This window comes from Allobosea sp. CER48 (assembly GCF_044752385.1).
Taxonomy (GTDB): Bacteria; Pseudomonadota; Alphaproteobacteria; order Rhizobiales; family Beijerinckiaceae; genus Allobosea.
On the sequence record NZ_JBIWYK010000031.1, the window covers coordinates 1 to 13,832 of the forward strand.

The window sequence follows — 13,832 nt, forward strand, 5'->3', positions numbered from 1 at the left end:
CACCCCGGTTGACCGGCGCCGCGATCACCGCTCCAACCGAAAGCCGCGCTTCGGCGGATTTGGGGGATGGAACGTGTCTGATCTGGTCTTGCGCATGATCGTCATCGGAGCCGGCGCGACGGCACTTACCGATCTCTGGGCGCAGTTCCTGCGGCTGTTCGGCTTGCCGAAACCCAACTGGGCGATGCCGGGGCGCTGGTTCGCCCATCTGCCTCGCGGCCGGATGTGGCACGACGACATCGCCAAATCGCAGCCGGTTGCCGGCGAGCTCGCGATCGGCTGGATCTGCCACTACCTGGTCGGCATCGCCTTCGCAGGCATCGTGCTCCTGATCGCAGGCGCGGGTTGGGTCCGCAGCCCGACCTTCCTGCCCGCGCTGGTCGTCGGCTGGGCCACGATCGGCTGCGGCTGGTTCATCCTGCAGCCCGGCATGGGCATGGGTGTCGCCGCCTCGAGGAAGTCGAATGCCGGCCAGATCCGCCTGCTCAACTTCGTCAGCCATACCATTTTCGCCGTTGGGCTCTACGGGACGGCGCTGCTGATTCGTTGATCAGGGATCAAGGAGGCGCGTCTCGTAGGCATAGAGCTGGCGGAAGCCGAGGCTGCGATACAGGTTGATCGCGACGGCGTTGCCCTGCTCGACCTGAAGGTAGGCGCTGCCGCAGCCCATAACGCCGGACCAGCCCATCAGGCCCTGGACGATCTTGCGGCCATAGCCATGGCCGCGATGGTCGGGATGGACGCAGATCAGGCCGATCTCCGCCATGCCGCGCTCGGCGACGCTCATGCCGAACGCGACCGCCTCGCCTTCGACCAGCCAGGTGGCGAAGGCCGCCGGCAGCCTGACGCGCTCGACGATCGCAGCGAGGTTGCCGACATGGGTCTTGATCCCGCTCTGCAAGGCCGCGGCGCCGGCGATCCATTCCAGGCTCGGCCTCGCCTCGATCTGCAGCTCGGGCTCTTCCGAGACGGCGAGGCCGGCAAGCGGCGCGATCAGGCCGAAGGACTTGTCCTTGACCCGATATCCCCGCTCCAACACCGCAGCGCGGGTCGCCTCGGCGACGAGCGGCGTCAGCCGGATGCTGGGCGCCAGCCCGTCGGCGCGATAGAGTTCCTCGATCAGGTCGAGCGTCGCCGCATCGAGCTCGGCGCCATAGACCAGCGGCGTCGCCGAATTGGCCCGGCCGGAATAGCCGTTGGCAAAGCGCAGCGCCCAATCGCCGACGATCAGTGTCGACAGGGCTGGCCACGCATTGATGATCCGCCGCTCGCAGCCGAGCACCAGCGCGCTGTCTTCGTTCTGCAACAGCATCCTACCCCCCAGCCGGCTTGCGCGGCATCGGCCGCCAGCCCGGCGGCGCCATCTCGAAACCCTTGAACTCGAAGCCCGGCGCGACCGTGCAGCCCACCAGCGTCCAGGCGCCGAGCGAGGTCGCGCTCTGCCACCAGCCGGCCGGCACGACGAATTGCGGCCGCTGGCCGGCCGCAAGCTCGGTGCCGAGATGATGGGCCGAAGCGTCATGGCCGTTCGGCGATACGGTGATCACCAGCGGCGCGCCGGCATAATGGTGCCAGATCTCGGCCGCGTCGACGCGGTGCCATTCCGAGGTCTCGCCGGTATCGAGCAGGTAGTAGATCGCGGTCGAGAAACCCCTTCCCTCCGGCCCGGCCGGGTCTCGGAAGGTCTCGCGATAGTGGCCGCCCTCGGGATGCGGCTTCAGCTCGAGCAGCCGGATGACTTCCGCCGCCGTCAGTCCGTCCAGCCGGATCGCCACGGTCAGAACCGGTTCTTGGCTTCGCGCAGCGCCGCGAAGACCTTGTCCGGCGATGCACCGACCAGCCCGACCGCGGCGGCGAGCGCGCCCTCGCCCGCCCGGAAGAACGGATTGGTCGCCTGTTCCTCGGCGACCGTGGTCAGCGCCCAGAAGCGGCCCTCGGCCTTCGCCTTCTCCGCTTCGGCGAAACGGGCTGCCAGCGCCGCGTTCGACGGATCGACCGAGCGCGCGAAACGGGCATTGGCGAACGTATAGTCATGGCCGCCGAGCAGGCGGACATCGCCGGGCAGCGCCATCAGCCGCGACAACGAGGCCCACATCCTGTCCATCTGGCCGGGCTGGACCCGCCCGCAGCCCATGACGAAGACGACGTCGCCGACCAACGCGAGCTTGGCCCCGAGCCCGACATAGCTGAGATGGCCGTCGGAATGGCCGGGCGTGTGCCATATCTCGAAGCGCTCTCCGCCAAGCGCGACGCTGTCGCCTTCGCCGATCACCTTGTCGAGCGGCGCGCCGGCGCGGGCATCGGCCGGGCCGACCACGTTGGCGCCCGTCGCCTGCTTCACCTCCGCGACGCCCTGCGTGTGATCGTGATGGGCGTGGGTGATGAAGATGTCGCTGATCGTCCAGCCCTTCTGGCGGGCCGCCGCCAGCATCTCGCCGGCATCGGGCACGTCGATCGCGGCGCAGGCGCCGGTTGCGGGGTCATGGAGCAGCGCGCCCGCATTGTCGCTGAGCGTACGGAAAACGTGAAGGTCGAGCGGCATGGCTTCCTCCGGCAGGGCCGGCCGAGCGGCCGACGAACAGTTCCTTTCCTGCATGGGCCATGGCCGGCGCCCGATCAACCCGCAGCAATGCAGCCAGCACCTGTCACAACCGCCTGCCAGCCCTTGCGCTCCGCCGTCCGGCGTTCCATTTCAGGCGCCATGCCTCTCGACGTCGTCGATCTGCGCGCCTTCTATGCCAGCCCCCTCGGCCATGTGGCCCGCCGTTTCATCGGCCGGACGATGCTGCGCTTCTGGCCCGATTGCTCGCGCCAGCGCCTGCTAGGCCTCGGCTTCTCGACGCCCTATCTGTCCGTGCTCGGCATGCAGGCCGAGCGGACGATCGCCTTCATGCCCGCTGCGCAGGGGGTGGTGAACTGGCCGACGCCCGGCCTCTCCGCTTCGGCTCTCGTCGAGCCGACGCTGCTGCCGCTGCCGACGGCCTCGATCGACCGGGTCGTGCTGGTACACGCGCTCGAGGAGACGGAAAGCCCCGACGACCTGCTCGACGAGGTCTCGCGCGTGCTCAATCCCGGCGGACGCATGATCCTCGTCGTGCCGAACCGGCGAGGGCTCTGGGCCCGGATGGACGGCACCCCCTTCGGACAGGGCCGCCCCTTCAGCCGGCGCCAGCTCTCGGCCCTGATGCGCGCCGCCGAATTCTCGCCGGAACATTGGGCGGAGGCGCTCTATGTCCCGCCGCTTCAGCGGCGGCTCCTGATGCGCTCCGCTCCGGTCTGGGAGCAGATCGGCGCCGGGCTATCTTTGCCCTTCGCGGGTGTCCATGTCATCGACGCGACCAAGCAATTCTACCGTCGCGCGCCCCTGCGTGCGACGCGGCGCAGCTTTGCGCTGCGCCCGGTCCTGCTGCCGCAACCGGCGCCGACGCCACGTGCTGCGGCGCCGCCTGTCGAGAGCCGAACGGGTTGACATTTTCGCCGGGGCGCGGACAAGGTCCGCCGCCTTTTGCGCCGGTTGTGCCTTAAACCGCTGTTCCGCCCGATTTCGGCGCGGATTCTGAACTGGATCACGATGCGTAGCTATCTGGATTTCGAGAAACCGGTCGCCGAGCTGGAGGCGAAGTCGGATGAATTGCGTGCCCTCGAGGCGCGCGGCGACGGCATTTCCCTGTCGGAAGAGATCGGCAAGCTCGACGCCAAGGCGAACCAGGCGCTGAAGGATATCTATGCGGCGCTGACGCCGTGGCAGAAGACGCTCGTGGCGCGCCACCCGCAGCGTCCGCACTTCAAGGATTACTGCGCCGGCCTGATCGAGGAATTCACGCCGCTCGCCGGCGATCGCGCCTTTGGCGAGGACGAGGCGATCGTCGGCGGTTTCGGCCGTTTCCGCGGTGAGCCCGTCTGCGTCATCGGTCAGGAAAAGGGCGATTCGACCGAGACGCGCATCCGGCACAATTTCGGCATGCCCAAGCCTGAAGGCTACCGCAAGGCGGTGCGCCTTGCCGAGTTGGCCGACCGCTTCGGCCTGCCGGTTCTCAGCTTCGTCGACACTGCCGGCGCCTATCCCGGCATCGACGCCGAGGAACGCGGCCAGGCTGAAGCCATCGCCCGCTCGACGGAAGCCTGGCTCGGCCTTCGCACGCCCAGCGTCGCCCTCGTCATCGGCGAGGGCGGCTCGGGCGGTGCGATCGCGATCGCCGCCGCAAGCCGCGTGCTTATGCTTGAGCACGCGATCTATTCGGTGATCTCGCCGGAAGGTGCGGCCTCGATCCTCTGGCGCGACACGGCCCGGGCCCAGGATGCCGCCACCGGTATGAAGATCACGGCGCAGGATCTGCTGAAGTTCGGCATCATCGACCGGATCGTGCAGGAGCCGACCGGCGGCGCCCATCGCGATGCGCAGGCTGCGATCGGCCGCGCGGGCGACGCCATCGCGGCCGCGCTGGGCGACCAGGCCGGCCTCAGCAGCGACGACATCGTCGCCAAGCGCGCGGAAAAATTCCTGGCGATCGGGCGCAATCTCTGAGCAATCTCGGGGTGGGATATTTCGCACTCGCGAAAGCAAGGGTTCCTTTACCCGCTATTGACCATGTGGCCAGATGCGGAGGGCCTGTGGTAAGGAACCCTCAAGGCTAACGCTTCTACAACGAGTCGACGGGCACAATTTGGCCGTCTTGCGAAGTCACAGGTCGCATGCTCGGCCTGCCGTTCGATGGGATTGACGACGTGGCACTCAAGCAACTCGCACTCGTGGCCTTTGTTGCATTGACTGTGGCGGCTTGCGAGGAGGACCGTTACCGCGGCTCCGCCCGCCACAACATCCCGATCCCGAGCGCGACCTATGCGCTGATGTCCTCGAAGGGCATGAGCAAGGATCAGCCGATCCTGATCCGCTCCTACAAGAAGGAGTCGGAGCTCGAGGTCTGGAAGCGCAAGGCCGACGGCCAGTACACCCTGCTCAAGACCTTCCCGATGTGCCGTTGGTCCGGCCAGCTCGGCCCGAAGGTGCGCGAGGGCGACCGCATGGCGCCGGAAGGCTTCTATGCCATCGCGCCCCAGCAGATGAATCCGAACTCGTCCTACTACGTCTCGTTCAACATGGGCTACCCGAACGCGTATGACCGGGCGCATGGCCGCACCGGCGCGCACCTGATGGTGCATGGCGCCTGCTCGTCGGCCGGCTGCTACTCGATGACGGACGACCAGATCGGCGAGATCTACGCCCTGGTGCGCGAGGCGCAGAACGCCGGCCAGCGCGCCGTGCAGATGCAGGCCTTCCCCTTCCGGATGACGCCGGAGAACCTGGCCAAACACCGCCTCGACCCGAACATCGCCTTCTGGAAGAACCTGAAGGAAGGCTCGGACTATTTCGAGGTCACCAAGGACGAGCCCGCGGTCTCCGTCGCCGGCGGCCGCTACCTGTTCAACGGCGGCTCGGCTCCGGCCGCGGTCGCGGAGAAGCGCCGGCAGGACGAGGTCCAGGTCGCTTCGCTCGTCGCCAAGGGCACGCCCGCGATCAAGCTGATTTATGACGATGGCGACCAGCACAGCTCCTTCAAGCAGACGCTGCTCGCGGGTGGTTCCGACGCGCTCAACCGCTCGGCATCCTGGGCATCGAAGGATGTCGGCGTCAGCCGCGCCGACGCACTCTCGGTGGGCCCGCGCGTCGTCGTGCTCGACGACAAGGGCAAGGCGAAGGCGACCGTCCGCGCGGCTTCGGCCGACAATGACGCCGTGCTCGCCGCCATCGCCGGTGCTCCGGCGGAGGAAGCCGTGAAGAGCGAGGCCAAGCCTGTGGCAGCACCGCCGGCAGCCGCTCCCGCCACCACTCAGCTCGCCAGGGTCGCTCCCGGCAATGCCCTTCAGGCTCCGGTTCTCGCGAGCGCGGCCTCGGCCCCGGTTACCCCGGCTCCCTCCGCCGAGGAGAAGCCGCTGCTGCAGCGCGCGCTCAGCTTCATGCCGGTCTTCGGTGGCGGCTCCACCGCCACCGCCGATCAGGGTGTGGGCAGCGCGCCGATCGCCTCCGTGATCCCGGCAACACCGACCACGACCAGCGCGCCGTTGCCGCCGCGTCGCGCCAACGGCCTGCGGACGTCGAGCCTCGACCAGTCGACGGCCAGCTATGCGAGCCAGCCGACCACCCGCTGAGGGCTCATTCAGCCATGCGCACCGTGGCTGAAATGACACAGGGCGCCCGATAATTCGGATTGCCTGTTTTGCAGGCGCGAAGGCCTCCGCTTCGGAGGCCTTTGCTTTTTGCGTGGGCGCACCGCCCAAAACCTCGCCTTGCCGGCAAACCGGCCTCGCCCGCTTGATGGGACGACAGCGCAAATCAATGCGCGGCAAGGGGTCTTCGCATATGTCTGATCTCGTCCGTTCCTCGATACTGGGTTTGGCCCTGGCCGGCGCCATCGGCGCGGTGCAGGCCGCCGACCTGCCGAGCAAGAAGGGGGAGCCGCTTCCCCCCATCGCTCCGGCCATCACCTGGTTTGACATCGCCGTCAGCGTGAAAGGCATGACCGACTACAATTTCCGCGGCATTTCGCAGACCGACCGCAAGCCGGCGATCCAGGGCGGCGCCGAACTGCAGATCTACAACAACCTGTTCTATCTCGGCGTCTACGGGTCGAGCGTCGACCTTGCCACGCGGCCCGACGCCGAAATCGACTTCTATGGCGGCATCCGGCCGAAATTCGGCGACCTCTCCTTCGATTTCGGCGTCTGGCAGTATTACTACCCCAGCGAGAAGCAGCTGATCGACGGCGCGGGCGTGTTCTGGACGCCGAAGAACACAGATTTCACCGAGGTCTACGGCAAGGTCTCCTACACGTTCGCCGAGAGCCTGACCCTGGGCGCCAACGTCTACTACGCCTGGGACTGGCTGGGCACCGGTGCGAGTGGCACCTACGCCTCCGTGACGGCGAAATACAACCTGCCCTTCCTGGAAGGTCTCTCGGTCTCCGGCGAGTTCGGGCACTATTGGCTCGGCACTACCAACCTCGCGATCTGGTCGACCGTGCCGCCGACCAACCTGCCGGATTACAATTACTGGAATGCCGGCGTGTCCTATACCTGGAAGAACGTCACGGCGGACGTCCGCTATCACGACACGGACCTGTCGAAGAACGATTGCTTCCTGCTGACGGCGGATCCGCGCGGCATCACGAACGGCTCGGGCCGTTCGAAGTGGTGCGGCGCGGCCGTGGTCGCGACGCTGTCCTTCGACATCACGGCAAGCAGCCTCGGCGTCTTCGCGGCGAAATAAGCCCGGGCGTCATCCTCGAAGGGAAAGGCCGCCCCCGTGGGCGGCCTTTCTGTTTCGTTCCGGGCGAAGTCGCGGTCAGACGATCTCGGACACCAGCTTGGCGACGAGACTGTTGGAAAGGATCACCGGCAAGCCGGCTGCCGCCGCCTCCCTGCGATGGCTCTCGACGAAGCCCATGCAGTCCATCAGCAGGATGTCCGCCCCGCGCCCCGCCAGCTCTCGCGCGGCTTGCAGGACGGAGGCCCCGTTGCCGCCATAGGGCGAGGCGGCCGCATAGAGCGGCGGACGGCCGAGCGGGTTCCATTTCCCGGCTTCGGACGAGATCTGCTCCGCCAGCGGCACGATGACGCCGAGCTGCGCACCTTGAGTCAGCGCCGCTACCGCCGGCGGCAGTATCCTATCGGGTTCGACGAGGCGCGCGGATTCGGTGTGCAGGCTCTCGAAATGGCCGGTGCAAAGCATCAGGATGGTGCTGCATCCCTCGGCCTCCAGCATGGACAGCTTGCGCTGTGCCGCCTTCTCGGTGCGCGCGCGGTCGATCACGACCGAGCTGCCATCCAGGAGCTTGGTGATCAGCACCGGTTGCCCGGGCACCGTCGCGAAGTCGCGTTCGATGTCTGGCCGGCTCAGGCCGTCCAGCACCCCGGCATGGCGCCGCGCCAGGCCGGCGTCGAGCACGGCATCAAGGATCGGCGTGATGTCCGCGCGCGGCGCCTGCCCGATGGTGAGGGTTCCCAGCTTGCTCATGGTTCCGTCCTCGTGAAATGCGAAAGGCGCGGGCGGTCTTCCGCCCGCGCCTCTGTCGTTCAGCGTTTCCAGAAGTTCTTCGAGACCGAGTCGAAGAAGGAGAAGATCGCATCGCCGGCGATGACGCCGGCGGCGAAGACCTCCATGTCGCCCTCGCCGCTCGCGCCCCGCAGCTTCTCCCATATGACCCGGCAAAGGATGCCAGCCAGGACCGCCCAGCCCGCCATCGGGAAGCTGATGAGGAGGCCGGTGGCGAACAGGACACCGATCTGCCGCTTCGGGCCGCCGATCAATTGCAGGATCGCGCCGGGGATCGCCCAGAGGAAGAGCTGCCAGGCCACGCCCGGCGCCACGCCGGCCTTGATCGTCGCGGCATAGACCTTGTTAACCGGGGCCACGAGGTTCTGGTCGAAGAAGGACTGGTAGGAGAACAGCACGACCGCACCCGCGACGACGAAGGCGAACATCGCGGCGAAGAGCTGCTGGCGGCGCCCATCGAGCTCGAAGGCCGGATCGGCACCATTGCCGCGCAGCAGATAGCCGGCCTTGAGGTCGTAGCCCATATCGGCGAAGGCCGGCCCCGTTGCCGCCGAGAAGCCGACGAGCAGCGCCAGCGCCGGCATCGGGAAGCCGATCAGCATGCCGATGATCAGCGTGATCAGCGCCACCGCGAAGGCCGGGAACCAGCCGGAATGCATCGCGGCGAGGCCGACGATCAGCTCGTGCACATAGGCGGCGAAGGCCGCATAGAGCACGAAGAGGATGAGCATGCCGATCGACATGTCGCTCATCAGGCCACCGACCAGTGCGATGAAGATCGCGATCGCGAGATAGCCGACCGTGCCGAGCCCGAGCGCGCGGCGCACTTCGGCATCGCTGACGCCCGCCCTGGGTTCGGTCGCCTTGGCGCCATCGCGTCGGAACAGCAGGAGCGCGACCTGCAGTAGCGCGACGAGGCCGGCGCCGATCATGAAGCCGTGGGGGATGTAGGCGGCCATCAGGTCGCCCTTGGGGATGATGTTGGCGAAAGCCGGCCCGCTGAAGAGCTGGCCGGAATAGCCGCGCAGCAAAAGGCCGATGCCGAACATCAGCAGAGCCCAGATATTGCCGATGAAGGCAACGCCGAAGGCCGACATCGGAATGCCGGTGACCGCGGTCGAGCCGGCGAAGCCGATCCAGGCCAGAGGGATCTTGATGAAGGAGGCGACGACGCCCGTGCCGAAGCCGACGCCCATCAGCACCGCCTTTCGGCCGCCCTCGTCGCCGGCCTTGATCGCCTCGGCGGCGGCGACGCCCGGCGGCCAGGCGCCGGTGGCCGGGAAGACGCGGGAATCGAACATCCGGTAGAGCAGATAGGCGTCGAGCAGCATCGCGAAGAAGGCGCCCGCCAGCATCGGCAGCACCAGATCCGGGCGGCCGAGCAGCCAGGGAATGCCGACCGGCAGCAGCAGGCTGTTCGCCGCGCCGAACGTGGCGGAGGAGATCGCGCTCTGGGCCAGGTTCTGCACATGGATCGAGCGATAGCGGGCGAAGATCGCGAGCGGCACGCGCGCCAGCGCCATCGCGGCGAGCGCGCCGATCAGCGAGGTGTTGGCGGTGATGCCGAGCGACACCAGAAGCTGCATGCCGATGATCGCGCCGAAGACGCAAAGCACGGCAATGAGCAGCAGCGTCGCCGGCTCGAACAGGCTGGGGTGCCGCTGAGGCACCCCCTTGGTCGGATTGGTCATGCCTCAGTCCCCATAGTCGCCCTTACGGGCTGTTTGCGTTTCGATCCCGCCCGTCAGGCAACCAGGATGCCGGCCTTGGCCTCGCCGACGTCCTGCGTGGCATGCGCTCCCTGCACGCCGTAATCGCGCTTGGCCGCTTCCGGAGAGACCAGCCCGAGCGCGATGTCGCGGGCGATCGCCTCCCGCGAGCGCTCGGAGGCCGGGCCGTAGCCGGCGCCACCGGCGAGCACGAGCTCCACGATCTCGTGAGTCTGCCTGACCTGGACGAGCTCGCCGGTGCCGACATCCTTCAGGACATGGCCCTGCTCGTCGATGACGCGGCCCGACGCCCCGCCCCCGGCCTTGCCGCCGAACAGGCCGGGGATCGGGTTGTTCACCCCCTCCGGATAGAGCGAGACCAGCGTCGGCAGCCCGTCGTCGGAGAGCTTGCGCAGCCGCACCCGCTGGCCGAGGCCGCCGCGATGCTGGCCGGCACCGCCGGAGTCGGTGAGGTAGGTCTTCTCAACAACGAGGACCGGCACCCGCGATTCGAAGGTCTCGATCGAGGTGTTTGCCGCCGAGGTCGGGTAGAGCAGGCCCGACTTGCCGTCGCCCTGTGCCGAGCCGCCCTGGCCGCCGCCACAGAAGAGCATGTCGGAATAGGTGTCGCCGGCCGCATCGCGGCCATAGACGCTCGCTGCCACCGGCAGGCCGGTGAAGGCCTGAACCTGCTTCGGCGCCGCCTTGGAGAGCGCGCGGAAGATGTTCGGCGCCAGATACCAGCCGGTCCGGGTGCGCAGGTTCACCGCCAACGGCTTGTCGCAGTTCAGGATCGAGCCTTTCGGCGCTTCGACCGTGAAGGCGCGGTAGCAGCCGGCATTGCCGCGCACATTCGGCGTCAGCATGCATTTCAGCGGATAGGTCGCATGCGCCATCGTGTAGTTGAGCGTGCAGTTCAGCCCGCCCTGCGGCAACTGCGGCGGCGCGCCGGCGAAGTCGAGATGGATCGTGTCGCCCTTCACCGTCAGCGCCAGCGGATAATGCATCGGCGTGCCCAGCGGGTTGTTCGAAGCGGTGCCATGATAGATGCCGTCCGGCAGCGCGCGGATGGCATCGCGCATGGCCTTCTCCGAGCGGCTCTGCACGACATGGGCGAGCGCCCGCAGGTCCTGCATTCCGTAATCGGTGAGGAAGGACTGCAGACGCTCGGCGCCGATCGCATTGGCCGCGACGAATGAGTGGAGGTCGCCGAGCACCTGCTCGGAATTGCGGACGTTCTCGCCGAGCAGACGGACCAGCGTCTCGTTGAGCCGGCCGGCCTCGTAGAGCTTCATCGGCGGGATCTGGAAGCCTTCCTCGTAGATCTCGCGAGCCCGCAAGCTGTCCTTGGTGCCGCCGATGTCGGAGACATGGCCGACCGTGCCCATCAGGCCGACGACACGCTCGCCGAGGAAGACCGGCGTCACCACCGCGATATCGAAGAGATGGCCGGCGCAAAGCCAGGGATCGTTGGTGATGAGAACGTCGCCGGGCTTCAGCGTCTCGGCCGGATAGCGCTCCAGCAGCGCCTTGACCGCGCGCGGCAGCGTCAGGTTGAACACCGGCATGGCGCGGGGCGAATGCGCCAGCGTCTCGCCCTCCGGGTCGAGCAGTTCGCAGGCGAAGTCCTGCGCTTCCGAGATCACCAGCGAGAAGGCCGTGCGGCAGACCGTCAGCCACATCTCCTCGACGACGTTGATCATCCGGCTCCACATGATCTCCAGCGAGATCGGATCGGCCTCGATCCGGCGCGCGGCCTCGGCGAGCGGCATGTCGGCGGTGATCGTCGTCTCGGCCGCGTTCGGCTGGGCGACATGGATGATGAGGTTCAGCACGTCGTCGATGCTGACGCTGTCGCCGGGCGGCACGATCGTGGTCGCCTCGCGCTCCTCGATGATGGCCGGGCCCTTGACGGTGTCGCCGGACCGCAGCGCATAGCGGTCATAGACCGTGGCCTCGCTCCAGCCGTTCTCGAACCAGGCCTTGCGGGTGCCCTTGACCTTGGCCGAGGCATCGCCGCCGCCGGCGGCGCCGGAGAGCGACAGGGTCGGGACCGGGCCGGCGCAGCGGACGCGGAAATTGATCGCCTCCAGCCGGGCGCCCTCATAGACCGAGGTATAGCGGGCGGAGTAGGCGGTCGAGAACGCCGCGCGGATGGCTTCGAGGCTCGACGCATCGATGGTGCCGGCCGGCAGCGGGACGGAAATGTCGTGCATCTGGCCGACCAGGCGCATGTCGGCCGTACGTTCGACCGTGACCGCCTCCGGCCTTACGCCGGCCTCGATCAGGTGCTTGCGGCCCTCGACCTCGAGATCCCTCAGCACGCCGTTGACGGCCTCGGCATCGAAGCCTTCCGAGAACTCGACCGGCAGCGAGCGTACCATGTCGAAGGAAAGCGGCGCTGCGAGGAAGCCGAGCGCCGAGGCGGCGCCCGAGGCCGGCGGGATGATGACCTGCTTGACGCCGAGCACGCGGGCGACGTCGACGGCATGCGCCGGACCGGCACCGCCGAAGCCGACCATGGCGTAGTGACGGGGGTCCTTGCCCTTCTCGACGAGATGGACGCGGGCGGCCGCGCCCATGCTCTCGACCACGACCTTGTGGATACCCCAGGCGGCTTCCTCGATCGAGAGGCCCAGCGGCGCGGCGACTGTCGAGACCGCCTTGCGCGCCGCCTCCAGGTCGAGCGCCATGCGCCCGCCGAGGAAGAACTTGGGATCGTAATATCCGAGCACGAGATTGGCGTCGGTCACGGTCGGCTTCACGCCGCCCATGCCGTAGCAGGCCGGGCCGGGATCGGAGCCGGCCGAATGCGGGCCGACCTTGAGCAGGCCGACCTCGTCGATCGCCGCGATCGAGCCGCCGCCGGCGCCGATCTCGATCATGTCGATGACGGGTGCCTTGATGGGCAGGCCCGAGCCCTTGGCGAAGCGGTTTACGCGGCCGGCTTCGAGCATCGGCGCGATCTCGGCGCGGCCATCCTCGATCATGCAGGCCTTGGCGGTGGTGCCGCCCATGTCGAAGGAGATCACGTCCTTGTGGCCGGCAAGCTCACCGAACAACGCGGTGGCGAGGCCGCCGCCGGCCGGGCCGCTTTCGAGCAGGCGGATCGGGAATGTGCGCGCCGTCTCGGGCGAGACCAGGCCGCCGGCCGAGTGCATCAGCGTCAGTGAGCCACGGAAGGAGCGGGCGGCGAGCTCGCGCTCCAGCCGCTGGAGATAACGCCGCATCAGCGGCTGGACATAGGCATTGGCGGCGGTGGTGACGAAGCGCTGGTACTCCCAGATCTCGGCCACGACCTCGCTCGACAGCGAGACGGTCAGCTCCGGGCAGGTCTCGCGGACGATGCGCCCGGCTTCCTGCTCGTGGGCCGGGTTGCGGTAGCTGTTGAGGAAGCAGACCGCGATGGCCTCGCAGCCCGCAGCTTCGAGCTCGCGGGCGGCGTTGCGCACGGCTTCCGTATCGAGCGCCGTCACCACCTTGCCGTCGCGGTCGATGCGCTCGACCACTTCGAGGCGGTGCTCGCGCGAGACCAGCGGGTCCGGGAAGGTCAGGAACAGGTCATAGATGTCGTAGCGCTGCTCCGTCCCCATTTCGAGGATGTCGCGGAAGCCCCTGGTGGTGATCAGGCCGAGCTTGGAGCCCTTGCGCTCGATCACGGCATTGGTGACGAGCGTCGTGCCATGCACGATGTCGCCGACATCCGCGAGCGTGATCCCGGCCATTTCGGTGAGTTCGCCGAGGCCTATCAGCGCCGCCTCGGATGGATCATGCGGCGTCGTCAGGCGCTTGTGCAGGCGGACCGAGCGCTCCTGCGAGTCGTAGAGGATGAAATCGGTGAAGGTGCCGCCGATGTCGAAGCCGATACGCCAACGATTGCTCATGGAGCGGTCTCCGCGATTGCGAGGTTCAGGGGAAAGAAGCGTTTGTCCTGGGTCAGGGCCGCGATCTCGGCGGCGCCCTCTCCCAGGGAACGGATGATGGCGTGGCGCTCGGCCGGCTCGACCGTCGCCGCCGGGAAGGAGATGCAGATCGCGACCTCGTCGGCGGTAGCGGGATCGCCGACGGCCACG

The 13,832-nt window shown here is 67.8% G+C and carries 11 protein-coding genes and 1 pseudogene; 5 read left to right on the forward strand and 7 right to left on the reverse strand.

Annotated elements, in window-relative coordinates; all coding sequences use genetic code 11:
• Positions 1-94 precede the first annotated feature (94 nt).
• Positions 95-550, forward strand: a complete 456-nt coding sequence (locus tag ACIPIA_RS02610; RefSeq protein ID WP_400506403.1) for a DUF2938 domain-containing protein — start codon at positions 95-97, stop codon at positions 548-550.
• Here ACIPIA_RS02610 and ACIPIA_RS02615 read toward each other — a convergent pair whose 3' ends face one another.
• The 3 genes from ACIPIA_RS02615 to gloB are packed head-to-tail and all read right to left on the reverse strand — an operon-like array spanning position 551 to position 2,542.
• A complete protein-coding gene (locus ACIPIA_RS02615) occupies positions 551-1,312 on the reverse strand; it encodes a GNAT family N-acetyltransferase (protein ID WP_400506385.1) in 762 nt (253 codons plus the stop codon).
• A 1-nt stretch (position 1,313) separates the two neighbouring features.
• Positions 1,314-1,754, reverse strand: coding sequence for a cupin domain-containing protein (locus ACIPIA_RS02620; protein WP_400506405.1), 441 nt, complete (start codon positions 1,752-1,754; stop codon positions 1,314-1,316).
• Between the two features lie 23 nt (positions 1,755-1,777).
• Complete coding sequence (gene gloB / locus ACIPIA_RS02625) at positions 1,778-2,542, reverse strand: hydroxyacylglutathione hydrolase (protein WP_400506387.1); 765 nt, start codon at positions 2,540-2,542, stop codon at positions 1,778-1,780.
• A 159-nt stretch (positions 2,543-2,701) separates the two neighbouring features.
• Between gloB and ACIPIA_RS02630 the strand changes: the two genes are divergently transcribed.
• The 4 genes from ACIPIA_RS02630 (at position 2,702) to ACIPIA_RS02645 (ending at position 7,264) form a co-directional block, all read left to right on the forward strand.
• Complete coding sequence (locus tag ACIPIA_RS02630; protein WP_400506389.1) at positions 2,702-3,469, forward strand: class I SAM-dependent methyltransferase; 768 nt, start codon at positions 2,702-2,704, stop codon at positions 3,467-3,469.
• Between the two features lie 102 nt (positions 3,470-3,571).
• Positions 3,572-4,525: an acetyl-CoA carboxylase carboxyltransferase subunit alpha gene (locus tag ACIPIA_RS02635; protein WP_400506391.1), complete on the forward strand. Its 954-nt coding sequence runs from the start codon at positions 3,572-3,574 to the stop codon at positions 4,523-4,525.
• Between the two features lie 200 nt (positions 4,526-4,725).
• Positions 4,726-6,147 (forward strand): hypothetical protein, encoded by a 1,422-nt coding sequence (locus ACIPIA_RS02640; protein WP_400506393.1) that lies wholly within the window; start codon positions 4,726-4,728, stop codon positions 6,145-6,147.
• A gap of 211 nt (positions 6,148-6,358) precedes the next feature.
• On the forward strand, positions 6,359-7,264 hold the full coding sequence (locus tag ACIPIA_RS02645) for a TorF family putative porin (protein WP_400506395.1): 906 nt from the start codon (positions 6,359-6,361) through the stop codon (positions 7,262-7,264).
• 75 nt (positions 7,265-7,339) lie between these two features.
• On the opposite strand, the gene ACIPIA_RS02650 is transcribed toward ACIPIA_RS02645, so the two are convergent.
• From ACIPIA_RS02650 to ACIPIA_RS02665, 4 genes and pseudogenes are all read right to left on the reverse strand, one after another.
• A complete protein-coding gene (locus ACIPIA_RS02650; RefSeq protein WP_400506397.1) occupies positions 7,340-8,011 on the reverse strand; it encodes an AroM family protein in 672 nt (223 codons plus the stop codon).
• Positions 8,012-8,070: 59 nt separating this feature from the next.
• On the reverse strand, positions 8,071-9,741 hold the full coding sequence (locus ACIPIA_RS02655; protein WP_400506399.1) for an OPT/YSL family transporter: 1,671 nt from the start codon (positions 9,739-9,741) through the stop codon (positions 8,071-8,073).
• 53 nt (positions 9,742-9,794) lie between these two features.
• Positions 9,795-13,643 (reverse strand): hydantoinase B/oxoprolinase family protein, encoded by a 3,849-nt coding sequence (locus ACIPIA_RS02660; protein ID WP_400506401.1) that lies wholly within the window; start codon positions 13,641-13,643, stop codon positions 9,795-9,797.
• Positions 13,640-13,832 (reverse strand): annotated as a pseudogene (locus tag ACIPIA_RS02665) (hypothetical protein); the annotation flags it as partial. The gene ACIPIA_RS02660 and the pseudogene ACIPIA_RS02665, both read right to left, overlap by 4 nt.